Here is a 26,580-nt window from a genome sequence, read left to right on the forward strand (position 1 = left end):
CGACAGCGGGCACGCTCATGACGGCACGGGGGCGATACGCGGCTACCCCGCGCGGCGCACGCGCATGAACAGGCAGCCGGCGGCGACGAACACGGCCACGACCGCGACGAAACCCCACAGCGTGGTGCCGATCGTGCCGGGCAGCACGAGCGCCGGGGTGACGAACGCGAACAGGCCGCACAGCAGGCGCGAGAAACCGAGGATGAAACCCTGCACGGCGGCGCGGGATTCGGCCGGGAACGTCTCCTGCGTCCACACCTTGCAGATCGCCTCGCCGGCGAGCGGCAGACCGACATACATGATGGCTGTGGCGGCGACGATCACCCACAGCGAGCCGCCGCCCGCAGCCATCAGCACCATCGCGGCGAGAGCGATCACGCCGCCCGCGATGAACAGCGGGTTGCGCCAGCGCGTGTTGACCGTGGCGGACACCACCCAGTTCGCGGCGAACATCACCACGTACAGGATGATGCCGAGGCCCGTGGCGAGGCTTTGCGAGGCGTGCGCGTTGACGAGCATGTAGGTCTGGAACTGGCCCCACGTGTTCGCCACGAGATTCCAGCCGATGTAGAACACGAGCAACGACGCGAACGCGGGAATGAGCTGCTTCGGCATGCCGAACGGTCCGGCGGCTTTGTTGCTATCTCGCGCTGAGGTCGTACTACTTGTGTTGTCATCTCGAGCGGAGGCGAAGCCGGAGTCGAGAGATCTTCCATTCCCATCCGTCGCTCTGGCTCCGGCAAGATTTCTCCGCTCGCTGCGCTCGGCCGAAATGACAGTAGCGCCTTCACCCCGTTCGGCCGCCGCATGCAGCGCCGCGAACTCCCCCGAACGCACGCGCCACAGCCACAACCCACAGGCCACCGCCGCGAACAGCGCGAACACCACGCGTCCGCCCGTTGCGCCCGGCATCCGCGACACAGCGAAGGCGACCAGCGCCGAGCCCAACATGCCGATCTGCCATCCGAGCTGGGTCACGGTCACAAGCGTCGAGCCGGCGGCCGGATCCTGCGCGTCGCGCGCCATCACCGAAATCGACACCGGCAGGTCGAGCCCCGTGCCGAACCCCACGATGGTCACGCCGATCAGCAGCGACCAGAAATCCGGAGCCGCCGCGCATATCACGAACCCGACCGTCGAGACCAGGTTGATCCAGTTGAACACGCGGGTCATGCCGAGCCGCGCGCACAACCAGCCGGCGAGCAGCGATCCGGCCGCGATGGCGAAGTTGAGCACCGCGCTTAGCGCGCCGACCTGCGTGGCGTCGAGCCCAAGACCGGCCTGCCACATCGTGATCGTGGTCGACAGGCCGACGATAGCCGAGGATCCCAGGAACGAGCCGACCGCGCCGCAATAGCCGAGGCGGGCCAGCGCGGCCTGCGAAACAGTGCGGGATGACGATGCCGGGGCGTCGGTTGCCGAGCGATCCATATCACATACTCCTTTATACGTATTACATAAGTATGTTATATGCGATCATATACATGCCATATCGAGCGCGCGCCGGTCGTCGCCGCTAGCCGACAGCCATCAGCCGCCGCACGCTGTCACGACAGGTGCGTGTTGACGATGTTCTTCACCTTGCGCACCAGCGGCGATGTGCCGATGTTGGTGAGCTGGATGTTCAGCAGGAACGTCGAATCGGCCGCTGGATCGTTGATGAAATACGTGCCGAGCCAGCCGTCCCAGCCATACTCGCCCTTGTGCGAGACCATGATCGACTTGCCCGGTTCCTTGACGATGCGCATGAACGTGTTGTAGCTGCATCCCGGCTGCCATTCCTCGAAATCGGGGAAATGCCGCTTGGACAGCGCGCCCGAGGTCATCATGCGCACGGTGAGCGGGTGCAGGATGCGCTCGCCGCCGTATTCGCCGCCGTTGAGCAGCATGCGCGCGAACTTCGCGTAGTCGTCGATCGTGGACTTCAGGCCCGCGCCGCCGGCCTGGTACGCCGGGTCGGCGATCGGCGCGTATTCGACGCCGAGATGGTCGATGACGACCTCACGCAGCGGGCCTCCCGCGTTCGCCGGGTCGATCGGGTTGTTCGGATTGTCGTAGACCGCGGCGAGACGGCCGAGCTTGCCCTGCGGCACATAGAACGCGGTGTCGTCCATGCCGAGCGGTTCGAAGATCTCGTCGTGCAGGAAGTCGCCGAACCGCTTGCCGGACACGACCTCGACGATCGCGCCGATGATGTCCGCGCTCGTGCCGTACATCCAGTGCGAACCGGGCTGGAAGCGCAGCGGGCACTGGCCGAGCCGGTTCGCCAGTTCGACCGTGCCCATCGGGTTCGGGCCGTGCAGTCGGCCGTCGAGTTCGTCGAAGACCTTGCCGACGAGGCGACCGGCCTCGAAGCTCGCGTCGCCGTATGGAATGCCCGAGGTCATGGTGAGCAGGTCCTTGACGGTGACTTCGCGGGCGGCCGGGACGGTGCGCTCGCCGTCACCGGCGGCTGAACCGGTTGAGCCGGCCTGGTCGGTGGGGACGTCGTTGGAAAGACGATCGTCGGCACCGGACGCGGCGGCGAATTCGGTGGTGACCCGCTGCCCCTTGAATCCGGACAGATACTCGCTGACCGGCGCCCCGAGATCGACCAGTCCGCGTTCGACCAAGATCATCGCGGCCGTGCCGGTGACCGGCTTGGTCTGCGAATACAGGCGGAAGATCGTGTCGCGCGTCATCTTCTCGCCGCGTTCGATGCTGCGCATGCCGGATTCGGCGTACCAGCGCTCCTCGCCGTGCTGCACGGCCAGCATGTTCGCACCGGCCACCTCGCCACGCTCCACCGCACGGTCCATCGCGTCCTGAATCAATTGCTGCGTGTTCGTCATTGATGCCTCACTTGCCTTTCCGGCGGACGCGATCCGATCGGCGCCCCGCCGCCACCATCGTACCCGCGGCTTGTCTGCCGCTCTGCCCGCCAGTATATTAACCGCTTAAGATATCGCATCACTCCCTGTCATGCATCGATGCGGCAACCCATCGCGCGTCACCCGCATCCTGGCCAAACGGTCCACCACCCCATCAGAAGTTCGGCTGTTTTTTGATATTTTTGATATTTTTGATTTGGCTATATATCAAGGATGAGAAGTAGCTATGCACGCACAGAGGAACCCGTTCAAACCAACGACAGACGGGGAGCCCGGCATATGATTCAGGCGCCGATCCGACCGTGCTCCCAGATGGAAGGCGAAGCGTTTACGAGGCAAGTGGGCCGCTGGATTCGCGGAAGATGAGCTCGCTGGCCGCGTCGGCGACGGATCGCACCGTCTTGCCGTCGATCAGATCGAGCAGCATGCGCGCGGCGCGACGCCCACGTTCGACGATGTTGCGGCTGAGCGCCGTGACGGACGGACTGTTCACCCGGCACAGGAACGAATCGTCCCAGGCGATGACCGACAAATCCTCGGGCACGCGCACGCCGAGTCGCATGGCCGTACGAACCGCGGAAACGGCCATGACATCGTTGTCGTAGATGATGGCCGTGGGCGGCTGCGGCAGCGACAGCAGCCGTTCGGTGCATTTGTCGCCTTCCTCCGGGGAATAGTCGGTATGGAAGCAGCTGTACTGCATGTCGAGCGCGGCCGTTTCCTCCATGCATGCGCTGTCGCGGATGAAGGTGTGGGTCAGTTCCTCGGGTCCGGCGATACGGGCGATACGCTGATGACCGATCTCGTTGCAGTAATCGACCAGCAGGTGGGCGGCGCTCTGTTCGTCGTCCGACAGCGTGGTCAGCCCGTTCGCCGCAGATGAATCGCACAGCAGCAGCACCGGTATTTCGGAATGCTCGGAGAACAATTTGACGCGCGGATCTCCCAGTTCAACGTTCATGAGCAGTACGCCGTCCACGGCGCCTGTCGCGATCCAGTCGCGCAGCACCTCCAGTTCGGACTGCTGGCTGTTCGCGTACCGCACGGTCAGCGAATAGCCGTCCTTCTCGAGTTCGGCGGTCAGTCCGGCGATCAGTTCCATCGTGTACGTTTCGACCGAGAGCACCTGCGTGGTATGGGTCATCACCAGTCCGACGGTGTTCGCACTGGCGTTCGACAGCGCCTTGGCCGCGCTGTTCGGCCGCCAACCCAGACGATCGGCCACCTTGAGCACTTTGTCGCGGGTCTCGACGGAAACGCCGGGTTTGCCGTTCAGGGCGTACGAGACGGCGCTGGTGGATACCCCTGCCGCCTCGGCCACGTCGGAGATGGTCACCTTTGACTTCAGCATGCGCCGCCCCGTTCTACTTAAATATTTCAGTATTACTGAATACTGTACTTAAATCCGCCGAAGACATGCCGCAACCCATGTCACCGTCAATGACCGTCAACGATCGTCAATGACCGTCAATGACGACGCGGCGTTCCGGCCCCTCGTAACGAAGAGGCCGGAACCATGACCCGTCAACGCTTGAGGTCGTTGGCGCAGCGCAGCACGTTCGGCGCGGCGAACGCGGCCGGGTCGAGACCGGCGGCGGCCGTGATGTGCCACGTCACCGATTCGCCCGGCAACAGGCTCGCCATGCCGCCGTCGATGCGCGCGGTCGGGTCGACCTTGTCGACCATGCAGAACAGGTCGCGCACGTAGGATCGCGCGGTGACGGTCAGGTCGTAACCGCCGCGCCCGTCGGCGTTCGGCGCGACGCTCGCCTCGAACGGAGTGCGGTCAAGACGCTGATCGATGACCTCGGCAGGGTTGTGGATCACGCGGGCGAAGCCGAGATCGCAGGCATACGTCTCGTCGCCGCTCCCCCGGTCGGCTTTGCCGACGGTTCCCTCAGCCGAAACCGAGGAAGTCGGGCGATCCGGCTCGGCGACCAGCAGCTCGTTCGCCGCATCGCCGAACGTGGCCACGTCGGCCGCGATCGGCAGACTGACGTGGCCCGTCGCGCCGAGCGTCACGTTGAACGTCTGCGAGGACAGCGTCTCGCCGGCGAGCGTCACGCGGCGTACCGTCCACGTGCCGGACCACGGTTCGCGCGTGTCGTTGAGCACGACCAGTTCGAGATGATCGGGCGCGACCGGCGAGCCTTCCCAACTGTGCTCGGCACGGAACGACTCGCTCACGCGCGGCTGGATCGTCGCGAAGCGCGGCGCGAAGAAGTCGCGCGACGCATGCCACAAGGGCTTGCGGTGCCCGTAATAGTCGACGGCCGCCCACGAGACGACCGGCCAGTCGTCGTTGAGCTGCCAGACCAGCGCGCCAGCGTTCACCGGTTCCAGCGAGCGCATGTGCGCGACGCCGAACCGCACCGCCTGCGCCTGCTGGAGCTGGCACGCCCAGTGCCAGTCCTCGATCGACGTCCATTCGTCGGTCGGGATGAGCCAGCTGTGCTCGCCGTCGGACGGGCTGCCGTTCACCACGCCGCCGTAGCTCACGTCGTCGATGTTGCCCGGCGTGAGGTGGCCGCGCATGCCGCGGGCAAGCTTGATGTTGCCGCCGTTGGCCTTCTGATGCACGAGCATCTGCCTGCCGAACGGGTCAAGCGGTTCATCATGCACGACGCGCGTGAGCGTGCTGAACGCGGGCGGCGCCTGGTAGCCGAATTCGTCGGCGAAGCGCGGCGCGTAGTCGGCGTACTTCGTGTAGTCGACGCGGTTCCACACGTCCCAGATGTGCATGGTGCCGTCGTTGTCCTGATTCGCGTTCACGAACGGGGTGAAGCTCATCGGCGAGCTCGGCAGGTAGACATGCGTCGGGTCGAGTTCGGCGAGCAGCTTCGGGAACAGCTCGCTGTAATACCAGTCGCCCCAGCCCTTTTCGCCGTAGCCGTACTTGTTCGCGGGGCGATCGTCGTCGCGCAGCGCCTGCTTGAAGCCGCCCCATTCGGCGTAGGCCACATAGTTCTCATTGGAACCGTTCCACACGGTCAGGCTCGGATGCGGGCTTAAACGGTTGATGTTCTCGCGCGCCTCGGCCTCGATCTCGGCGCGCGTGGCCGCATCCTCCGGATAGGCGGCGCATGCGAACGGGAAGTCCTGCCAGACCATGACGCCGAGTTCGTCGGCCAAGTCGTAGAAGTCGTCGGATTCGTAGATGCTGCCGCCCCAGACTCGCACCATGTTCGAGTTGGATTCGGCGAGATCCTTGAATCGCGCGGCGTAGAACGTGCGGTCCCCGCGGCTCAGGAACGCGTCGATCGGCACCCAGTTGTAGCCGCGCGCGTGCACCGGCACCTCGTTGACGTAGATCTGGAACGGCCGGCCGTGCGCGTCGGCGCGCGTGTCGACGCGCACGGTGCGGAAGCCGACGCGGCCCGTCCATACGGCGTCCGGGGCCGTGACCGCATCCGTGGCCGCATCGTCCACCACCGCGTCCGCACCGCCGGTGTCTGCACCGTCAACAGCCGCACCGCCGGCAGCCATGCCACCGGCGGTCACGGTCACGTCGTACAGCGGCTGCTCGCCGTAGCCGAGCGGCCACCACAGCCGCGCATCCGGCACGACTGCGACGATCGTCGCACTGTCGCGGCCGTACCCGACCTCGCCGTTCACCGTAACCGGTTCAGTCAATCCCGGACCGTCCACGGTCACGATGACCGGCACCGGCCGCCGGCCTGCATGCGCGTCATCGAAACTCATCACACGGCCCTCGCCGGCTCGTTCGATCTCGACGGTGGTCGTGAGCGCGCCGGTGCCGTCGGGACGCACGTCGACCAGCGGACGCACCGCGGCGAACCGCACGCCGGACCACGAATCGATGCCGATCTCGCGCCACATGCCGGCGTTCGCCACGTCGATGCCCCAGTCCCAGCCGAACTGGTAACTCGGCTTGCGCAGCTGGTTGAACGCGTGGTGCTCGGTGTGCGGATAGTAGCCGAGTTCCTGCTCGCGGCGGTCGGATTCGCGCACGGACGATGCGAACGTGACGGTCAGCGTGTTCGCTCCCTCGCGCAGCAGGCCGCGCGCGTCCCAGCGGTACGAGCGGTGATAGTTCTGCGCGAAGCCGGCAAGCCGTCCGTTCAGCATCACGGTGGCGACCGTGTCGAGCCCGTACGCGACGAGATCATGGCGTGTCTTTCCATCCGCATGCCAGTCGAACGTCGTCTCGAACTGCCAGTCGACGTCGCCGATCCACTGCTGGCGGCTCTCATTGTCGCCGTCGAACGGCTCGTCGATCAGCCCGGCGCGCAGCAAGTCGAGCGTGACCTCGCCCGGCACGACGGCCGGGATGCCGGCGGCTATCGCATCGCGCACCTCGGCCGGCGCGGCCTGCGGGTTGAGCGCGCGGACGGTCCAGCCGTCGGTGATGGAACGGAAGGTTTCGGGAGTGTGGGTCATGGTAAACATCCTTGTTTGCTGAAATATCTCGTCAACGCATTCGAATGCCTAAGATATCACCGATGACGAGGCATGATATGGTCAATCATCGTCGAAATCAGGCAGACCGAACGGCCAACACGTCACCAGCCGCTCCTGATGCTCCAATACGACACGATGCAACGCGCCGGCATCTGCGACCAATCAATTCCTGCGACAGGCTGTTGCACAAATACCGTGGGGCCACAACGTTCTTCCGTCCAACACATTCTCCAACAATGCGGCCGGCGTGGGAGAACGTGTCCCAGATGGACGGGCAGCGACCGTCCTCGTCGACCGCGCCTTCGATCTGGTAGGAGGCGGTGGCGGTGCCGAGCATGAAGTCCTTGGGCAGCTTCATGGGTGGTTCCTTTCTCGATTCACGTGATCGCTTGTTCAACGTTGGCCAATCGTACGGGGGTATGGCGGGGCTCATCTGTTTGGGTATCCGACGAATCGGCAACGGCCGCCATCATTAGCGACCAATTGGTAGTTTACTCCATGTTCGTTCAGGACACCACATCTTCCATTAACCGGTTAAGATGTTGCGCATACTGGATTCGACAAGTCAGTAATCACCGCGACGCCGTGCACCGGACTACAGTTGGCATCATCCAAATCAATGAAGAGCCAGGAGTACGCCATGCACAACGGTCACGCATCCGCCACCGCATCCACAGATCACGTCACCATCACCCCCGGCAACCCGGCACTGCGCACGATGGGCCGTATCGACGACGCCGACCCCGAACGTCCGATCTGGGTCTTCCCATACACGCAGGCCGCGTTCCGCTTCACCGGCACGTCGCTCACCGCAACCGTCGTCAACCATTGGAATTACGGCGATACGAAGATCGGCGTCATCATCGACGGCATGCAGACCGCCGTACGAATCCCTTCCGGAGCAGCCGACCCGACAGCCAACACCGCCTACGCCGACGGCAACGTATACGGCCCGGTCACGGTCACGCTGGCCGAGAACCTGCCGAACATCGAACACGAGGCGGTCGTGTTCAAGCGCCAGGACGGCATGCACTACCTCGAGATCCTCGGATTCGGACTCGACACCGGCGCCGAGATCATGCCGCCGCTCGATCCTGCACCGACCCGCCGCATCGAGGTGTTCGGCGATTCCGTCTCCTGCGGAGAGCGCAACGAGGCCGCGCTGTACGTCGGCAAGGCCGACCCGGACGTCGACCTCAGCGGGTACAGCAACGCGTGGTATTCGTATGCGGCGATCACCGCGCGCAATCTCGGCGCGGCGCTGCACGACACGTCGCAGGGCGGCGCGGCGCTGATCGACGGCATCGGCTGGTTCTGCGGACCGGATTACATCGGTCAGGAAAGCATCTGGGACCGCATCGAGTACAACCCGGCGCTCGGCGAGACGAAACCGTGGGATTTCGCGCGGTACACGCCGCACGTCGTGATCGTCGCGGTCGGGCAGAACGACTCCCATCCGGTCGATTTCATGGCCGAGGACTACCACGGCGAACAGGCGTCGCACTGGCGCGCCCGGTACGTGGATTTCCTGCGCGGCATCCACGCGCGATATCCGAAGGCGACGATCATCTGCACGACCACCGTGCTGCGCCACGACCCGGCATGGGATCGAGCCATCGACGAGGCCGTACGCGAGTTTAACGCGACGATTGGCGAGCCGACGAGCGAACCGTTCGGCACGACCCGGTACGCCGCTGCGGATACCGCGGACAGTGCGCATCGCGCCGTGACCGGCACGGCCGCGGCATGCACCGCCACGGACCTCACGCACCCCAAGGATGAGCACGGTGCCGTCGCCTACCATTTCCTGTATTCGCGCAACGGCGCCGCCACGCCGGGCCATCCGCGCGTGGCCGAGCACGAGGAGATGGCCCGCGAACTGACCGCGTTCATCCAGTCGCTGGGTGATGACATCTGGGAGGACTGATTCATGAGCGACATCAGTCACAAACGTATGGCCGCCGTCCGGTACGTGCGTCTCCCTTGAGGGAGGCTCCGCGGGCGCCGCGGCGGCATACACCCTGATCTGCCTGTGCGGATCCGGCACAAGAGGACTCCGCGAGTGCCGTGGTGACATCTTTTCTCCCTCCCGCGGCACCGTTCCGTCCTCTCCGCATCTTCATCTTTGCCGCACCATATCTCGCGCGCCCCTCCCGGGCATACGCCCGTTTCCGCACCCCAAACCGACCGTATGCCCGGGAGAATGTAACCGCAGGCCTGAGAAGAGAGGCCAAGCCCACGTCCTTCCCGGGCTTACGGCCGTTTCAGGCGCAACAGCAGACCGTATGCCCGGGAACTGAGCCCGAAATCTCGCCTCCGCCCGGGCATACGCCCAGTTTTGGCCTCCGAACCGGCAGTATGCCCGGGGAAAGACCGTTGCCTAGGATGGTATGGCCCACTCCCGGGCTTACGGTCTCTACGGATCCCCAAACCGGCCGTATGCCCGGGGAGCAGCAGTCACGGTCACCCCCTACCCGGGCATACGGCCGTTTCAGACGCAACAGCAGGCCGTATGCCCGGGAGAATGCGGCCGCAGCCCTGAGGGTCATAAGCCCCCACGCTCCTCCCGGGCTTACGGCCGTTTCCGCACCCCAAACCGGCCGTATGCCCGGGAGAATGTGGGCGCGAACCTTACGCCACCGAATGTCGGCCTATAACCCCGTTAGCATCGAATCTACGGATCAAATACGGATTAGTCCGTTTTTACGGACTTCGGCGCGGAATGCAGAAAACCCCGCAAGCCTTGGAATGATTGGGCTTGCGGGGTTTTGGCGGTGGCTCCGAGCGGCATCGATCCGCTGACCTAACGATTTTCAGTCGTTCGCTCTACCAACTGAGCTACAGAGCCAGTGAACAGTTGAAAAAAACCCGGCGAACCGGGTTTCTTAGCTATTCAAGCGACCCCGGCCGGACTTGAACCGGTGACCTCCGCCGTGACAGGGCGGCGCTCTAACCAACTGAGCTACGGGGCCGTGTTGTTCGTTGTGCGAAGCAACGAGTAGATATATTACAGATATCCGAGCCGAGCGCAACTCTCGGCGTGTCGCGCTCGCCGATCACGTCGCAAAATACCCTAAAACCGTTACAATTACAGGCTTTTTAAGCCCTCATCGTCATGCGCCGCATCACAGTGGGCAACGTAGCGTTTCAGGCTGATTTCACCGCGAAAACCAGCCTGAAATCATCGAGAAGACGCCCTCATCGGCGTGTCGCACCACCCCGCCACGCACACTCAGTACCGTGCATGCTCAGCGCCGCCCGCCGCGCACACCCAGCACCGCTCATCGCGCCACGCGATCACCGCGTCACGGTCACGGCACCATCCCAACCGGTCGACTGCCCATTGAACTCCAAACCCGGCAACAGCCCTTGCAGGCCCCGCAGATCGTCCAGATCATCCGGATCGATGCCATACTTGTACAGTTCGTCGAGCCCGACGCACTGGCCGTCGATCGTAAGCGTGCAATCCGTGGAGTACGAGTCGTCGCTATACGTGTAGCCGCGCTCGACCGCATCCATGAACGAGCCGATTCCCACGGCGATCGCCACGATCACCATCACCAGGATCACCGTGTTGACCGCACCGACGATGATGCCCGCGAGCGCAATGCCCCTGCTTTTCTCGCCGCTCCTGCTGATCTGGATCATCGCGATGACCGACAGCACCACACCGACCGGCGCGAACACGAACGCCAAGATGAATCCGACGATGCACATCGTGTTCCAACGCTGGTTCGCCGGCAGCGGATACGGGTAGGCGTACCCCTGCGGCGGGTACGGCTGACCAAGCTGACCGGACTGCGGACCACCTGCGGCACCGCCCGCATACCCGTAACCTGTTTGCGCGTACGGGTTGGGCGCGATGAATTCGGGCCCGTTCTGCGCATTCTGCGCGTAAGGATGATCCTGCTCATACGGATTTGGTTGCGGCTGCTGCGCATACGGCTGGCCGACGTCGGCCGGCTGCGACGTCTGCGAGTATTGCTGGCCGGCAGACGCAACCGGCTGCTGAGCATAGCCGGCGGCATCCGGTTGCTGCGGCTGGAAGGGGTTGGGTTCGGCCGCCGGGGACGCCTGCGGCGTTTGATCGTACCCGAACTGGGTGCCCTGTGGGTATGCGGAAGACGAGGACTGGGACTGCGGATCGTTGCCGAACGGCGTCTGCGGCGTTGCGTTGTTATCACTCATAACACCAGTCTAGACTGCGAACCCGGATGAATCGGTGAGACTCACCCGAGCAGCGCGAGCAGGTCGTCTTTGGTGAGCGCAGCAACCGAATGGCCGGACGCGCTGGAGGCCGCGTCCACGAACCGTTGAGCGAGATCGGTTTTCGAGCGCTGCAGGTTGAGGATGCGCTCCTCGATCGTGTCCTTGGCGACGATCTGGTACACGTTCACGTCCTGTGTCTGCCCGATGCGGTGCGCGCGGTCGGTGGCCTGGTTCTGCGCGGCCGCGTTCCACCACGGGTCGGCGTGCACGACCACGCACGCGCCGGTCAGGTTCAGGCCGGTGTTGCCGGCCTTGAGCGAGATGAGGAACACGGGCGTCTCGTCGCGGTTGAACTGCTCGACCAGTTCGAGGCGGCGCTTTTTCGGCGTGGCCCCGGTGATTGTGTCGTAGACGACGCCGTTCGCGCGCAGCCGTTCGGCGATGAGGTCAAGATAACTGGTGAATTGCGAGAAGATGAGCATCTTGCGGCCGGCGTCGCGGCACGAGTCGACCAGTTCGGCGATCGCGTCGAGCTTGGCGGAGCTGATCTTGCCCGGTTTGGAGGATGGCTTGGGAACCGTCTTGGCGACGGACGCGTCGTTCGTGCCAGCAGCCGGTTGAGTCGCGTTCGGGGCACCGGCACCCGCCGTCGCGCCGCCGCCCGCGTCACGTCCGGCGTTGGCGTACAGCAGCCGCGGATCGCAGCACACCTGCCGCAGTCTGGTCAGCTGCGCGAGGATCTGGATCTTGCCGGTGTTGAAGTCGGCCGGTTTTTGCTTGAGGATCGCCGACCGCAGCTGCTGTTCGAGCGCCGCGTACAGTTTGCGCTGTTCGCCGGCGAGCTGCACGGTGATGATGTTTTCGATCTTGTCGGGCAGATCCTTGAGCACCTGCGATTTGAGACGACGCAGGATGAACGGGCCGACGAACGCCTGCAGCTTGGCCTGCGCGGTCTCGTCGCCGCTGAGGATCGGCATTTCGAACCGGTCGCGGAAATGCGCGTAGGAGCCGAGCATGCCGGGCATGAGGAAGTCGAAGATGCTCCACAGTTCGCTCAGACGATTTTCGATCGGCGTGCCGGTCAGCGCGAACCGGTGCCTCGCGTCGATCGCGCGCACCGATTTCGAGGCTTTGGTGGCCGCGTTCTTGATGTACTGCGCCTCGTCGAGCGTCATGCAGAAGAACTCAAGTCCCGCATAGTCTTCGATGTCGCGGCGCAGCAGATCGTATGACGTGACGATCAGGTCAGGCATGTCCTCGGCGCCGTCCACCGCACTTCCCTGCCGAGAAGACTGTGGCGACTGCACGAGGCGTATCCCGTCCAATATCGCGCGTCGCGCCGCCTTGGAGCCAGCGACCGTTTCGACGCGCAGTCCGGGCGTGAATTTCGCCGCTTCGGCGGCCCAGTTGTATACGAGCGACGCCGGGCACACGATCAGGTTCGGTTGCCGGGCCGCCCGCGATTCGTCGCGCCGCGCGAGCAGGAACGAAAGCAGCTGCACGGTTTTGCCCAAGCCCATTTCGTCGGCGAGGATGCCGCCGAATCCCTTGTCGCACACCGCATTGAGCCAACGGAAGCCCTCAGTCTGATACGAGCGCAGCACGTCGGACAGCGGCTCGGGCACGTGATACATGTTCGGGTCAATTACGCGCAGACCGTCCAGGTATGCGCGGAAGCTCGCGTCCTTGCCGGCGTCGTCGACCTGATGGTCGAGATAGTACGCCTCGAACGCAGGCACGGTGAGCGAGCCGGATTCGACGTCGGCCGCGCGCAGGCCGAGGTCGGACGCGATCTCGTCCACGGCGCTCGTGTCGACGGTGCGCATGTCGACGAACGCCCCGTTGCGCAAACGATGGAACCGCTTACGTTTGCGATAGCTTGCAAGCAGGGCAGGCACTTCATCCGGGTCGATTTCGTCGGCGATCGGCGAGATCTCGACCAGACCGGATTTGACCGACAGACCGACCTTGATGGTCGGCCGCGGCATGGCCGACAGTCCGTCGAACGCGGGCGTGGCGTACACGTCGCCGAGACCGCGCAGGACGGGCAGCCCTTCGGTCAGAAGTTTGTAGATCGCGTTGTCGTCAGATTCGGGGATGAACGCGACCGAGCCGGCCGGACGCGGGAAATAGTGCAGCACGGCCTCCACCGCCAGGCGTTCCGCGTCCTTGTCCCGCAATAGATCGTCGGACGTGTTGCCGATGCCGTCGAAGACGTGGTAGCGCTTGTCGCCGTAGCGGGCCTGCACATCGCAGGTGATGCCCGTTCGGTCGCGGTCGAGGTAGATGGCGATGCGGCAGGGCACGCGCACGAGCCGCAGAAGTTCCGGCGGCAGGTCGATGCGCAGCCCGTTCGATGACCAGCTAGCGTCGTCGTCGATGTCCGGGGACGGCACGGCGGGATCGTTGTCGGCATGACCGTCACCAACGTTGTCATCGCCAACGTTGTCCTGCCCGGGATTGCCAACGTGAGCAGCGTTGGTCAGCAACGGCAGGATCGTCCGCGCGAACATCGTCACGTCCGCCGCACCAAGATACAGCGACGCCCGCTCGTCGTCGCCGCACAGCAGTTCCAGCAGTTCGCGGTTGCGGACGAACCCGGCATCGCAACGGTAGATCGTCGCCGGCTGGATCCCCGCTCGCGAGCGCGACGCGTTGGCCCGCAGCCAGTCCACCACGTCCGCGCCGTTCGTGATGTCTTTCGGGAACCCGTTGACGAACGGGCCGCCGATGCCGCCCGATCGCGCCGAACCGGCCGCATGTCCCGCACCGCCCACACGATCGTTCGCATCGGCGTCCAGCACCGCCTGCGACAACGGCCGCACGATCAGATACGTCGCCTTCTGGCCTGCGATGAACCGTTCCACGCACTGCGTATGCCGCAACACGTAGCCACCCGGATTCACGCCCGAGGCCGCACCGCCGCCACGTCCCGTCGTGGCGCCACCGTTCGTGCCACCGTTCGCATTGCCGTCATCCGCGCCATCGACCCGCTCCATAGCCAGCCCCAGATCAGGCGTGCCATCCACCACTCGCGCCGGCATGGACGGCATGTAATACCGCGCGGACGGCGCATAGTCGATCGTCTCGTCCGTACCGGCGTACACCTCGAACAGATCGGTGATCTCGCCGTCCGACAGCCGCATACCGGACGCGTCGGTCTTGCGAAGGTATTCATACGGATCACTGTCGATCGAACTGCGGATGGTCTGCGCGCGTTCGATGATGCCGAGAATGGCCTGCGAGCGCCGGTCGAACGCGTCACGCGTGTGGATGAACGCGAGTTTTTTGCCGTAGGAGATGAATTCCTGATTGGCGACCGCGTCGATCAGTCCGGCGATGTCCTTGACCACGTACGAGATGCCGCGCGAGGGGACCTGGATGCGCAGTTTGATGACGCAGCCGGCCGTGTCGCGCGTTTCGAGGGTGAGCCGCAGAGACACGCTGCCGATGGGCATGTGGCGTACGGCGCCGGTTTGGCCGCCCGCACTGGTGCCGCCTGCATCGGCGATGCTGCCGATCTCCTTGAGCAGGTCGAGCTGGCGGCTTTTCGCCTTGTCCTGCATGGCCGCGTCGCGCTGGCGCATGAAGGTGGCCAGTTCGCGCGAGGTGCGGCGTGTGGGACGCAGCGGCTGGATGCCGGCGCCCGGCGCGCCGCCGTCGATGCGTTGGAACCAGTCGCGGTGCTCGTTGTAGGCCATGACGAGCGCGACGACGTGTTTGCAGATGCTGTAGAACCGGCCGTATGCGGGGCAGGTGCAGTGCGATGCGGTGATGTCGCCGGCGTCGATGTCGGCGAAGACCTGGTAGTCGTCGGCGTATCGGTCGGCGGCGGTGACGAGCGCGGTCAGGTGGATGCCGGTGCCGGATGGCGTGCAGGCGAACCGGTGCATGCGGTTCGAGGTGATGACCTCGCGGGCGCGGGCGTAGGATTTGCCGCCGCGTCTGCGCAGGGTCGCGTCACTGACGGTGGGGGCACCGTATGCGGTGTCGCCGGAGAATCCCGCGCGGCGGCGGACTGGCTCGCCGTACGCGTCGTAATCGTCGGCCTCGTCATATGCGCCGTACGCGGTGCCGTAATCGTCGTCATCATCGTCGTAGCTGCGATAGCTGCCCGATCCCGAACGGGAACCGTATACCGACGCGTGCCAGTCCATATATCAGCGCCCCTTCCGACGGATCATCATTCTTTCCATCCTAGACGCCGCCGCGCATAGCCGGTTCCGCTCATATAACAAAAACCGTGACCGGCGCAACGGACATGTGCACCGGCCACGGCGTGGAATCGAATATTGAAACGCTAGTCGCGATCAGCGATCGGACCGGCCCATTCCTCCGTTTCCTGCGGTTCGCGGGCGGAGGCGATGGGCTCCTCGGGCAGGTGCTTGGCGGGGATGGTCTTGGGCTTGAACGGGAACCGCTCGGCGCGCATCTTCTCGTACGCGGCGATGTCGTCCTCGTGCTGGAGCGTCAGGTCGATGTCGTCGTAGCCGTTCATCAGACGCCAGCGCACGTAGTCGTTGACCTCGAACGGCAGCGTCACGTCGCCGCAGGTCACGGTGCGGTCCTCGAGCGAGACGGTCATCGTGCGGCCCGGTTCCTCTTCGAGCAGCTTCCACAGCAGTTCGACGGACTCCTGCGGCATGATCGCCGCTAGCACGCCGTTCTTCGCGGTGTTGCCGTAGAAGATGTCGGCGAAGCGCGGCGCGATGACCACGCGGAAGCCATAGTCGTGCAGCGCCCACACGGCGTGCTCGCGCGAGGAGCCGATGCCGAAGTCAGGGCCGGCGACGAGGATCTGACCCTTCGCGTACTCGGGCTTGTTGAGCACGAAATCCGGGTTGCGGCGCCACGCGTAGAACAGCGCGTCGTCGAAGCCGGTCTTGGTGACGCGCTTCAGAAACACGGCCGGAATGATCTGGTCGGTGTCGACGTTGGAGCGGCGCAGCGGCACGCCCACGCCGGTCAACGTGGTGAGTTTTTCCATGGAATATCAGTCCTTTACAAGATCGACGAGATCACGTTACAGGTCGGCCGGCGAGGAGATCGTGCCGCGGATGGCGGTGGCGGCGGCGACCTGCGGAGAGGCGAGGTGCGTGCGCGAGCCCTTGCCCTGGCGGCCTTCGAAGTTGCGGTTCGACGTTGAGATCGACCGCTCGTCGGGCACGAGCTTGTCGGGGTTCATGCCGAGGCACATCGAGCAGCCGGCGTTGCGCCATTCCGCGCCGAAGTCCTTGAAGATCTTGTCGAGTCCCTCGCGTTCGGCCTGCAGACGCACGCGCGACGATGCCGGCACGACGAGCACGCGGTGGATCGACTTGGCCTTGTGATGGCCCTTCATGATCGCCGCGGCGGCGCGCAGGTCGTCGATACGGCCGTTCGTGCACGATCCGATGAATACGGTGTCGACCGGGATGCTCTTGATCGGCGTGCCCGGCTCGAGATCCATGTACTTGAGCGCGCGTTCGGCGGCGGCGCGCTTGGTCGCGTCCGCGATCTCGCTCGGCACCGGCACGTTCGCCGTGATCGGCAGGCCCTGGCCGGGGTTGGTGCCCCACGTCACGAACGGTCCGAGCTTGGTCGCATCGATGTCAACGACCTTGTCGAACACCGCGTCGTCGTCGGTCTTCAGCGTCTTCCAGTATTCGACTGCCTTGTCCCACATCTCGCCTTCCGGCGCGTGCGGACGGCCCTTGAGGTACTCGAACGTCGTCTCGTCGGGCGCGATCATGCCGGCGCGGGCACCGGCCTCGATCGACATGTTGCACACGGTCATGCGCTCGTCCATGCTCATCTTGCGGATCGCCTCGCCGCGGTATTCGATCACGTGGCCCTGGCCGCCGCCGGTGCCGATCTTCGCGATGATCGCGAGGATGACATCCTTCGCAGTCGCGTCGGCCGGCAGCTCGCCGTTGACGTTGATCGCCATCGTCTTGAACGGCTTCAACGACAACGTTTGCGTCGCCATCACATGCTCGACTTCGCTCGTACCGATACCGAACGCGAGCGCGCCGAACGCGCCGTGCGTCGAGGTATGAGAATCGCCGCACACGATCGTCATGCCCGGCTGCGTCAGTCCCAGGATCGGCGCGAACGCGTGCACGATGCCCTGATCGGCGTCGCCCAGCGGGTGCAGACGCACGCCGAACTCCTTGCAGTTCTTTTCGAGCGTGCTCAGCTGCAGGGCGCTCGTCTTGTCCGGATTCGGCCGGTCGATGTCGACGGTCGGCGTGTTGTGGTCCTCAGTGGCGATGAGCTGATCGACGTGGCGCGGCTTGCGTCCTGCGAGTCGCAGGCCCTCGAACGCCTGCGGGCTGGTGACCTCGTGCATGAGCATCAGGTCGATGTACAGCAGGTCGGGTGCCCCATCGCTGCCCTTGCGCACCAAATGATCGGCCCAGACCTTCTCGGCCAGTGTCGTTCCCATTCGGAATTCCTCCTAATTTTTTTCCGCGGGGTCTTGTACTCTCGCGGCCTTCGTGGTATATAGCCTATGGTTTGGCGCCCGGATGCCGCCCTGGGCGGCCGGTATATGAGATATGGAATGGACCATCTCAAACGGGTTCGCTCGCGCAATACCTCGCAACCCGCCCGGCCGCATTTTGCGTTTCACTATGTGAGATGGCATAATCGTCGTCTATGACTTCCTCCAGAGCAGACGAACCAACCATGCCCGAAGAGCGGCTTGACGAAGGCGAGACGATGACCGACCAGATCGAAGAGAACGACCAGACCGCGGACGACGAGAACGACGGTGCCGAGGAGCGCGCGAACGACGGCGAGATCCACTCCGGCGTCGGCGTGCTCGACAAGACCGTGAAGATCCTCGACGCGCTCGAGTCCGGCCCGGCCACGCTCGGTCAGCTCGTCGCCGCGACCGGACTGGCGCGCCCGACCGCGCACCGCCTGGCGATCGCGCTCGAACGGCACCGTTTCGTGCTGCGTGACCAGCACAGCCGTTTCGCGCTCGGCTCGCGATTCGCCGAGCTTGCGGCGGCCGCCGGCGAGGACCGTCTGCTGACCGCGGCCGGCCCGATCCTGCAGACGCTGCTCGACCGTACCGGCGAGTCCGCGCAGATCTATCGTCGTCAGGGCGATCAGCGCGTGTGCATCGCGGCCGTGGAACGCGCGTCCGGCCTGCGCGATTCGATCCCGGTGGGCGCAATGCTGTCGATGGAGGCCGGCTCGGCCGCGCAGATCCTGCTCGCCTGGGAGGATTCCGAACGTATGCATCAGGGCCTGCGCCACGCGAAGTTCAGCGCCGCAAAGCTGGCCGCCGTGCGCAAGCGCGGCTGGAGCGAGTCGGTGAACGAACGCGAGGAGGGCGTATGCTCGATCTCCGCGCCGATCCGCAACGCGTCCGGCCAGGTGATCGCCGCGATCTCGATCTCCGGCCCGTCCGGCCGTATGGGCAACGCCCCGGGCCGCCGGTACGCGCCGCTCGTGATGGCCGCCGGCAAGTATCTGACCGACGCGCTGATCAAGGCCTCCTCCGGCCGCTGATCGACCGCGGCCCTACCGCCGCAGCCACTCGCGGATCCTGCTCCACAGCGTCTTCTTGTGGAGCAGGTTCATGCCTTCGCTGTCGGGCTTTACCGACGCGATGTCGTACGAATACGCCTTGCGCGAGCTGGGTTTGCCGACCAGATCGCCGAATTCGAGCAGCTGCGTACGCGGGTGGTGCGGGTGACGGATGTCGAACTCGAACAGCCGCGCCGCGCGCTTTTCCGGCGCCGGACCGTACGATCCGAACCCGCAGGTCGGCGTCGCGACCATCATCACACCCTCGGATTCACCGACGAATCCGTTGCGGTGGTCATGACCGGCGACGATGCCGAAATATCCGCCGTCACGCAGCAGCGCGAACTCGCCGCTGTCATAGTCCGGGCAGCTGACGCCCTCGCCCAGATAGCTGCCAGGCTGCGTCTTGTCGTCGTCCAGCACGTAATACTGCGACTCGTATGCACGGTATCCCTGGATCGCGCCCGGCGCGTCCGGTTCGACGGCCTTGAGCAGGTCGTAGTACTGCGGCACGGGCATGTGCTGGAACACCAGCGACTTCGCTCCCAGCGCCTCCGGCACCGAATACAGGAAATCGAGCGTGCGTTTGGCCGGCTTGCCGTACCCGCCCTCCGGCGAGTAATCCCCCGAATCCGCCACGACCAGCGCCAGCACGGCATGCGTACGGTCAGCGTCCATCACTGGCAACGCGAACGTGCCAGCCCCGCACGGATACACCTTCTGGTCGGGCATGCCCGAGATCGGCACGGCGCACGGCGCGGGCATGTCGTAGACGCCTGCCGGGATCATGCCAACCTTTGCGGCCGCGCCGGCCGAGTCGCCGCTTGCGGCAACGTTCGCACCCGCGTGCCCGTCATCGTTTACGGCAACGTTCGCACCGCCATCCGCGCCGCTGCGCTCCGCCGTGCCGACGCGACCGCCCCACTCATGCGGCACCACGTTCAGGCATCCCGGAAACTCGCGGTAGATCGCGTCCAGTTCCTCGTTGCTCAGCCCGCACTGGAAATCATGGTTGCCATACGTCACAGCGAACGGGATGCCACGGTCGACAAGCGGCTTGAGGAACGCCGCGATCTCGCCGCGCACCGCCATCATCGTCTCGTCCAGACGGTCGCCGTGACCCGGTTTCGCGGGAGTCCAGTGCCGCTTGCGGAACGTGGCCGAGAACGCGGTGTCGTATCCGGCGATCTGGTTGCCGGTGAAGATCACAATGTCCGGCCGGGCGGCGTCGAGCGCCGCGGAGATCAGCGCGATCGTGTCCTTGGAGACCTTCGGACCGTCCTGGATGTCGGCGAGCTGCAGCACACGGAATTTGCCCGAATTATGGAACTGCAAGCGACCAAGCCACGCCGATACGGACAGCGGCCGCCGACCTTCGCCGCCCTGCGCATGATTGTCAACTTGATTGAGTTCCGTCATGCCCTCAAGACTATCCCACTTCCTTGTAAATCGCTGAACGATGCGTGAACGCGGCACGCGACCGGCACACATCCCGCACACGTCGCGGCCCGCGCGCGGAACCGGCACTGCGCTTCGCGTCGCGCCCGCCGCACGCTTAGCCGATTCTTACATGGCGACTGGTATCGTGCTGTCAGACTGTTGATTTGACGTTTGCATTGATACTGACAGGATGTTCATGGGTTTCATCAATTTCATCATCGAGCTGCTCAAGGACCCGCGCGCGGCCATCGCCAGCTGGATCGCGATGGGCGTGGCCCCCACGCTCGGCTTCATCTTCCTCATCGTGTTCATCGAGACGGGCGTGGTGTTCTTCCCGTTCCTGCCCGGCGACTCGCTGCTGTTCGCGGCGGGCGTGTTCGCGGCTCCCGACGCGACCACCGGCCAGGTCGCGCTGCCACTGCATTACCTGCTGCCGGTCGTGTGGTGCGCGCCGATCATCGGCGACCAGTGCAACTACTTCATCGGCCATTTCTTCGGCCGTCGCATCATCGAATCCGGCAAGGTCAAGGCGATGACCCCGGAACGCATCGCCAAAACCGAGGCGATGATCGAGAAGTGGGGCCCGCTGGCGGTATTCCTCGGCCGATTCTTCCCGTTCATTCGTACGTTCATGCCATTCATCTCCGGCATCTCGGGCATGCGCTGGCGCCGGTTCACGCCGTTCTCGGTGCTCGGCGGCTTCATCTGGTCGTCGCTGTTCACGCTGCTCGGCTACTTCTTCGGCAACATTCCGGCCGTGCAGAAGCACTTCGAGCTGGTGATCGTGCTGATCCTGGCGGTCTCGCTGATCCCGACGATCGTCGGCCTGCTCAAGGCCAAGTTCGGCAAGAAGAAGCCGGCCGACGGCGCCGATGACGCGGCCGCCGATGCGACGGCGGCCCCCAAGCACGCCCGCTGACGGCAATCCCCGGGCATGCGCCCCGCTGACGGTTCGGTCGGCCGCCGGCACCCATCAGGCACGTTCGCTGATGTCTGGCCGCATCATCTCCCGGCCCGGTCGGCCAGCCCCTTTCCAAATGGCGGTTTTCGCTTGCTGAGCGCTCCCTCAGCGAACGAAAACCGCCATTTACCGTATCGGATGCCGCCCTATCCCGCCATAGCTCGGCCCGTGCGTCCGTTTTCCACCAGAACAACGCCGTATCTGGCGGAAAATGCCCCTTCAAGCGACCGGCAGCGTCCGCTTCCCGCCAGGAACCGTACCGATCTGGACGGAAACGCCCTCTAGGACGCCATCCTGCGTCCGTTTTCCACCAAGACCAATGAACCCTAGAGGGAAACACCCTCTGGAATGCCTCCGCACGTCCGTTTTCCGCCAGAACAACCCTGAGCAAACGCCAGCCCCCGCAAAGGGCGAACGCCCGCCGTCACCGCCGCAACACTCCCGAATCGTCCTTATTTATAACCTTATAAATAACGTGCTATACTAGGGGACGATTCAGTAATAACAACGCCGCCGCAGGCCAATCGGGAGAAGACACCGCACGTCGCACGCCCGCGCAGCCGACGGCACCGCAACGAAGCAGTCGAAAGGACACCACCCATGCGATACGGTCACTTTGACGACGCCGCCCGCGAATATGTGATCGAAACCCCCGCCACGCCCCTGCCGTGGATCAACTACCTCGGCAACGAGGACTTCTTCTCGCTGATCTCCAACACCGGCGGCGGCTACTCCTTCTACAAGGACGCCAAGCTGCGCCGCATCACCCGCTACCGCTACAACAACGTCCCGTTCGACAACGGCGCACGCAACTACTACGTGAGCATCATGAGCAGCGACGCCCCGGACGCCAAGCCGCTCGAAACCTTCTCCCCCACCTTCCTGCCCGTCAAGACCCCGCTCGACAGCTACAAGTGCCGCCACGGCATCGGCTACACCGTCTTCGAGGCCACCAAGTCCGGCATCCGCACCGAGCTGACCGCATTCGTCCCGCTGCATACCAACGCCGAGATCAACCGCCTCGACATCACCAATATCAACGGCGCCCCGAAGACCGTCGACGTGACCGGCCTGGTCGAATGGTGCCTGTGGAACGCCGTCGACGACTCCAGCAACTTCCAGCGCAACCTGTCCACCGGCGAGGTCGAGGTCGAGCGCCTCGAGGACGCCACCCTGCTCTACCACAAGACCGAGTTCAAGGAACGCCGCAACCACTACGCGTTCTTCGGCGTGAACGCCCCGGTCGTCGGCTTCGACACGAGCCGCGACGAGTTCCTCGGCCAGTTCAACGGCTGGGACACCCCGCAGGTCATCGCCGAAGGCAAGGCCCACGACTCCGCGGCCCACGGCTGGTACCCGATCGCCGCGAACCGCGTGCGCGTCACCGTCGACCCGGGCGAGACCAAGTCCCTCGTCTTCATGCTCGGCTACATCGAAGTGCCGAACGACCAAAAGTGGGAGGATCCGAACGATCCGGCCAAGGTCGGCATCATCAACAAGAAGCCGGCCCACGAGCTGTTCTCGCGCTTCAACAGCGTCGCCGAGGTCGACAAGGCGCTCGCCGAGCTCAAGGACTACTGGAACGGCCTGCTGAACATCTACAGCGTCGAGTCCGGCGACGAGAAGCTCGACCGCATGGTCAACATCTGGCACCAGTACCAGTGCATGGTCACGTTCAACATGTCGCGCTCCGCGTCCTACTACGAGTCCGGCATGGGCCGCGGCATGGGCTTCCGCGACTCCAACCAGGATCTGCTCGGCTTCGTGCACCTCGTGCCGGAACGCGCCCGCGAGCGCATCATCGACATCGCCTCCACACAGATGGAGGACGGTTCCGCGTGGCACCAGTACCAGCCGCTCACCAAGAAGGGCAACGCCGACATCGGCGGCGGCTTCAACGACGATCCGCTGTGGCTCATCGCCGGCGTGAACGCGTACCTGGCCGAGACCGGCGACGCGTCGATCCTGACCGAGCCGGTGCCGTTCAACAACGTCGAGGGCTCCGAGGTTCCGCTGCTCGAGCACCTGCGCCGCTCCGCGAACTTCACGATGAGCCACCTCGGTCCGCACAAGCTGCCGCTCATCGGCCGCGCCGACTGGAACGACTGCCTGAACCTCAACTGCTTCTCCGCCACCCCGGGCGAGAGCTTCCAGACCGTGGAGAACAACGATACGGGCGTCGCCGAATCCGTGTTCATCGGCGGCATGTTCGTGCTCTACGGCGGCCAGTACGCCGACATCCTCGCGCACTACGGCGAGGCGAGCGGCATGAGCGCCGACGAGGTCGCCGCCGAGGTCGCGAACGTTCGCACCGCGATCGACGCGATGACCGAGGCCGTGAAGACCGCCGGCTGGGATGGCGAATGGTTCGTGCGCGCGTACGACGCGTACTCGCGTCCGGTCGGCTCGCACACCGACACCGAGGGCCAGATCTACATCGAGCCGCAGGGCATGTGCGTGATGGCCGGCATCGGCCTGGACGACGGCAAGGCGCAGGCCGCGCTCAAGTCCGTCAAGGACCGTCTGACCTGCGAGTGGGGCACCGCGATCCTCGCGCCCGCGTACTCGACCTACCGCATCGAACTGGGCGAGATCTCGACCTATCCGCGCGGTTACAAGGAGAACGGCGGCATCTTCTGCCACAACAACCCGTGGGTGTCGATCGCCAACGCGCTCGCCGGCAACGACGAGGAGGCGTTCGCTGTCTACCGCCGCAACTGCCCGGCCTGGCTGGAGGACAAGTCCGACATCCGCAAGGTTGAGCCGTACGTCTACTGCCAGATGGTCGCCGGCCCCGAGGCCGCGATTCCGGGCGAGGGCAAGAACTCGTGGCTGACCGGCACCGCCGCGTGGACGTTCGTCGACGTGTCGCAGTACCTGCTCGGCGTGCGTCCGACGCTCGACGGTCTCGCGATCGAGCCGCACCTGCCGGCCGAGTACACCGACCTGACCGTCACCCGCGTGTACCGCGGCGTGACTTACCGCATCAAGCTGCAGCGCACCGGCGAGCGCACGCTCACGGTGAACGGCGCCACGGTCGAGGGCACCACGGTGCCGGTGCCGACCGACGGCTCGACCACCGTGGACGTCGTGGCCACGTTCTGATGATCGGCTGATACATTTCAGCCATATCGTGTCATTTCGACCGTGTCATTTCGACCGTGTCATTTCGACCGAGGCGTAGCCGAGCGGAGAAATCTTTCGAAGCTGTTGCAATATAAGATTGCTCCGCTCGCTATCGCTCGGTCGAAATGATCTGCTGTCATAGTGTTTGGGGAAAGAAGGATTCATGCAATACATCGATCAGACCATCACCGGCATCGACGGTACCGAAGCCAAGTTCGTCGGCTATGTGATCGACAACAGCGACGAGGTCGATCCGAAGCGCCAGCGTCCGGCCGTGCTCGTGATTCCGGGCGGCGGCTATGCGATGACCTCCGACCGTGAGGCCGAGCCGATCGCGCTCAAGTTCGTGGGCGCCGGCTACAACGCGTTCGTGCTGCGCTACTCGTGCATGCCGAGCGTGTATCCGACCGCGCTGTGCGAGGCGGCCGAAGCGATGCGGCTGATCCGCTCGCACTCCGACGAATGGCACACCGATCCCGATCGCGTGGCCGTGATCGGCTTCTCCGCGGGTGGTCATTTGGCCGCGAACCTCGCCACCACCGCCGGCGACGACGATCTGGCCGCGCACGGCTACGACCCGGATGCGGTGCGTCCGAACGCGCTCATGCTCGGCTACCCGGTCATCACGTCCGGTCCGCTCGCCCACCGCGGCAGCTTCGACGCGCTGCTCGGCCCGGATCGAAAGGATGATCAGACGTGGCTCGACAAGCTGTCGATCGAGCAGCACATTGATGCGAAGACCCCGCCGGTGTTCGCGTGGCACACCGTGCCGGACGACTGCGTGCCGATGGAGAACACGCTCATGATGATTTCCGCGTGCAAGGCGGCCGGCGTGCCGGTCGAGGCGCACCTGTTCCCCGAAGGCGGCCACGGCCTTGCGCTTGGCACCGAGGAGACCGCGTGGGGCGGCAAGGGCAACATCTTCCCCTGCATCCAGATCTGGCCCAAGCTCGCCATCGACTGGCTCGGCCGCCTCTTCGGCTGACCTGCATCATGTGGGCTCGGTTACGACCGTCGTCACGTCGGTGGCGACCGTAACTGGGTCCACGCCATACCATCCCGACTCGGTTATGGTCGTCGCGACACGAATAGCGACCGTACCTGAGTCCCCATCAGCAATCACGATTCAACTACGGTCGTTTCCGGCATCACAGACGATGCGCATATGGGCCATTCCGGTCGGGGTAGACTGAGGAATCGTCCGTGAATCCAAAGGAGATGACGATGACCGTTGCGGCTTGGGAACGGTTCCTGAACGACGAGGCGAGCTGGCCGGCGGCCTCGCGCACCACGGAGCATGCGATGGTGCGCGACACGACCTCGGGCACCACGTTCACCAAACGCAAGCGCATGAGCCCTGAGGAACGCCACCTGCAGATCATGCAGGCCGCCACAAAGATCATCGCATCCAAGGGCTTCTGGGGCATGTCGCTGCAGGACATCGCCGACGAGATCGGCATCACCGAGGCCGCGCTCTACCATTACATCGATTCGAAGAACGAGCTGCTCAACATGGTGCTCGCCGAAGGTTACGATACGCCGGAAGCCGACGAGTACAACGCCACCACCTCGACCGTGACCGACTGCGACGGCCACCATTTCTACTGCTTCCCCCGCTACTGCGTCAACGTGGTGCTCTACAACCTGCAGCGCCCTGAGATGGTGCAGTTGTTCGCCATGCTCAACGGCGAGGCGCTCAATCCCGCGCATCCGGCGCACCGGTTCTTCATCGGCCGACACCTGCGCAACTGGGAGCAGGTTGGTTCGATGGATTGGATCCTGCCGGAGGGTTACGACGAGGAACGCTTCTATCACGTCTACACGCTGGCGATGTCGGCGATGGACGGCCTGCAGTACCGTTGGCTCGCCGACCATTCCGTGAACCTGCTCGAGGAATGGCTGGCGTTCTCCGACGAGATCTTCCCCGATGCGACGTGGCACGGGTTCCGTGATCCGAGCGAATACGATCCGGCCAGCGGACAGTGCCTGATGCCGTTCACACTGCAGGCGCGCGAAGGCTGATCACTAAGA

General features: G+C 64.6%; 15 protein-coding genes, 2 tRNA genes and 1 pseudogene. 6 read left to right on the forward strand and 12 right to left on the reverse strand.

Annotated elements, in window-relative coordinates; genetic code table 11:
• Positions 1–42: 42 nt before the first annotated feature.
• From JS541_RS08895 to JS541_RS08915, 5 genes and pseudogenes are all read right to left on the reverse strand, one after another.
• The gene (locus JS541_RS08895) at positions 43–1,431 is read right to left on the reverse strand and encodes an MFS transporter (protein ID WP_214374114.1); all 1,389 of its coding nucleotides are present in this window, start codon (positions 1,429–1,431) and stop codon (positions 43–45) included.
• 116 nt (positions 1,432–1,547) lie between these two features.
• Positions 1,548–2,831 (reverse strand): serine hydrolase domain-containing protein, encoded by a 1,284-nt coding sequence (locus tag JS541_RS08900; protein ID WP_214374115.1) that lies wholly within the window; start codon positions 2,829–2,831, stop codon positions 1,548–1,550.
• 367 nt (positions 2,832–3,198) lie between these two features.
• Positions 3,199–4,221: a LacI family DNA-binding transcriptional regulator gene (locus JS541_RS08905; protein ID WP_214374116.1), complete on the reverse strand. Its 1,023-nt coding sequence runs from the start codon at positions 4,219–4,221 to the stop codon at positions 3,199–3,201.
• A gap of 173 nt (positions 4,222–4,394) precedes the next feature.
• Entirely contained in the window at positions 4,395–7,271 is a 2,877-nt protein-coding gene (locus JS541_RS08910) for a glycoside hydrolase family 2 protein (protein ID WP_214374117.1), read from the reverse strand.
• A gap of 253 nt (positions 7,272–7,524) precedes the next feature.
• Positions 7,525–7,650 (reverse strand): annotated as a pseudogene (locus JS541_RS08915) (family 1 glycosylhydrolase); the annotation flags it as partial.
• A gap of 282 nt (positions 7,651–7,932) precedes the next feature.
• Between JS541_RS08915 and JS541_RS08920 the strand changes: the two are divergent.
• Positions 7,933–9,219, forward strand: coding sequence for a GDSL-type esterase/lipase family protein (locus JS541_RS08920; protein WP_240539305.1), 1,287 nt, complete (start codon positions 7,933–7,935; stop codon positions 9,217–9,219).
• 848 nt (positions 9,220–10,067) lie between these two features.
• Here JS541_RS08920 and JS541_RS08930 read toward each other — a convergent pair.
• The 6 genes from JS541_RS08930 to leuC form a co-directional block, all read right to left on the reverse strand.
• Positions 10,068–10,140: transfer RNA gene (locus tag JS541_RS08930), tRNA-Phe, on the reverse strand.
• A gap of 50 nt (positions 10,141–10,190) precedes the next feature.
• A tRNA-Asp gene (locus tag JS541_RS08935) sits at positions 10,191–10,264 on the reverse strand.
• A gap of 325 nt (positions 10,265–10,589) precedes the next feature.
• Positions 10,590–11,480 (reverse strand): DUF4190 domain-containing protein, encoded by an 891-nt coding sequence (locus JS541_RS08940; RefSeq protein WP_214374118.1) that lies wholly within the window; start codon positions 11,478–11,480, stop codon positions 10,590–10,592.
• Between the two features lie 41 nt (positions 11,481–11,521).
• Positions 11,522–15,658: an SNF2-related protein gene (locus JS541_RS08950; RefSeq protein WP_240539306.1), complete on the reverse strand. Its 4,137-nt coding sequence runs from the start codon at positions 15,656–15,658 to the stop codon at positions 11,522–11,524.
• A gap of 143 nt (positions 15,659–15,801) precedes the next feature.
• Positions 15,802–16,488: a 3-isopropylmalate dehydratase small subunit gene (leuD, locus tag JS541_RS08960; RefSeq protein ID WP_214374119.1), complete on the reverse strand. Its 687-nt coding sequence runs from the start codon at positions 16,486–16,488 to the stop codon at positions 15,802–15,804.
• Between the two features lie 36 nt (positions 16,489–16,524).
• Positions 16,525–17,928 carry a 3-isopropylmalate dehydratase large subunit gene (gene leuC / locus JS541_RS08965; protein WP_214374120.1) on the reverse strand — a complete coding sequence of 468 codons (1,404 nt, stop codon included), beginning with the start codon at positions 17,926–17,928 and terminating at the stop codon, positions 16,525–16,527.
• 212 nt (positions 17,929–18,140) lie between these two features.
• Here leuC and JS541_RS08970 point away from each other — a divergent pair, with 212 nt between their 5' ends.
• Positions 18,141–19,004: an IclR family transcriptional regulator gene (locus JS541_RS08970; RefSeq protein WP_214374121.1), complete on the forward strand. Its 864-nt coding sequence runs from the start codon at positions 18,141–18,143 to the stop codon at positions 19,002–19,004.
• Between the two features lie 12 nt (positions 19,005–19,016).
• On the opposite strand, the gene JS541_RS08975 is transcribed toward JS541_RS08970, so the two are convergent.
• Entirely contained in the window at positions 19,017–20,441 is a 1,425-nt protein-coding gene (locus JS541_RS08975) for a metallophosphoesterase (protein ID WP_214374122.1), read from the reverse strand.
• Positions 20,442–20,658: 217 nt separating this feature from the next.
• On the opposite strand from JS541_RS08975, the gene JS541_RS08980 reads away from it, so the two are divergent.
• The 4 genes from JS541_RS08980 to JS541_RS08995 all read left to right on the forward strand — a co-directional run bounded on the left by JS541_RS08980 (position 20,659) and on the right by JS541_RS08995 (position 26,571).
• The gene (locus tag JS541_RS08980) at positions 20,659–21,381 is read left to right on the forward strand and encodes a VTT domain-containing protein (RefSeq protein ID WP_214374123.1); all 723 of its coding nucleotides are present in this window, start codon (positions 20,659–20,661) and stop codon (positions 21,379–21,381) included.
• Positions 21,382–22,023: 642 nt separating this feature from the next.
• Entirely contained in the window at positions 22,024–24,528 is a 2,505-nt protein-coding gene (locus tag JS541_RS08985; protein WP_214374124.1) for a glycosyl transferase, read from the forward strand.
• A gap of 184 nt (positions 24,529–24,712) precedes the next feature.
• Positions 24,713–25,534 carry an alpha/beta hydrolase gene (locus tag JS541_RS08990; protein ID WP_214374125.1) on the forward strand — a complete coding sequence of 274 codons (822 nt, stop codon included), beginning with the start codon at positions 24,713–24,715 and terminating at the stop codon, positions 25,532–25,534.
• 239 nt (positions 25,535–25,773) lie between these two features.
• Positions 25,774–26,571, forward strand: a complete 798-nt coding sequence (locus tag JS541_RS08995; RefSeq protein ID WP_214374126.1) for a TetR/AcrR family transcriptional regulator — start codon at positions 25,774–25,776, stop codon at positions 26,569–26,571.
• The last annotated feature ends 9 nt before the right edge of the window (positions 26,572–26,580 follow it).

Source organism: Bifidobacterium sp. SO1, assembly GCF_018555335.1.
In the GTDB taxonomy this organism is placed as follows: domain Bacteria; phylum Actinomycetota; class Actinomycetes; order Actinomycetales; family Bifidobacteriaceae; genus Bifidobacterium; species Bifidobacterium simiiventris.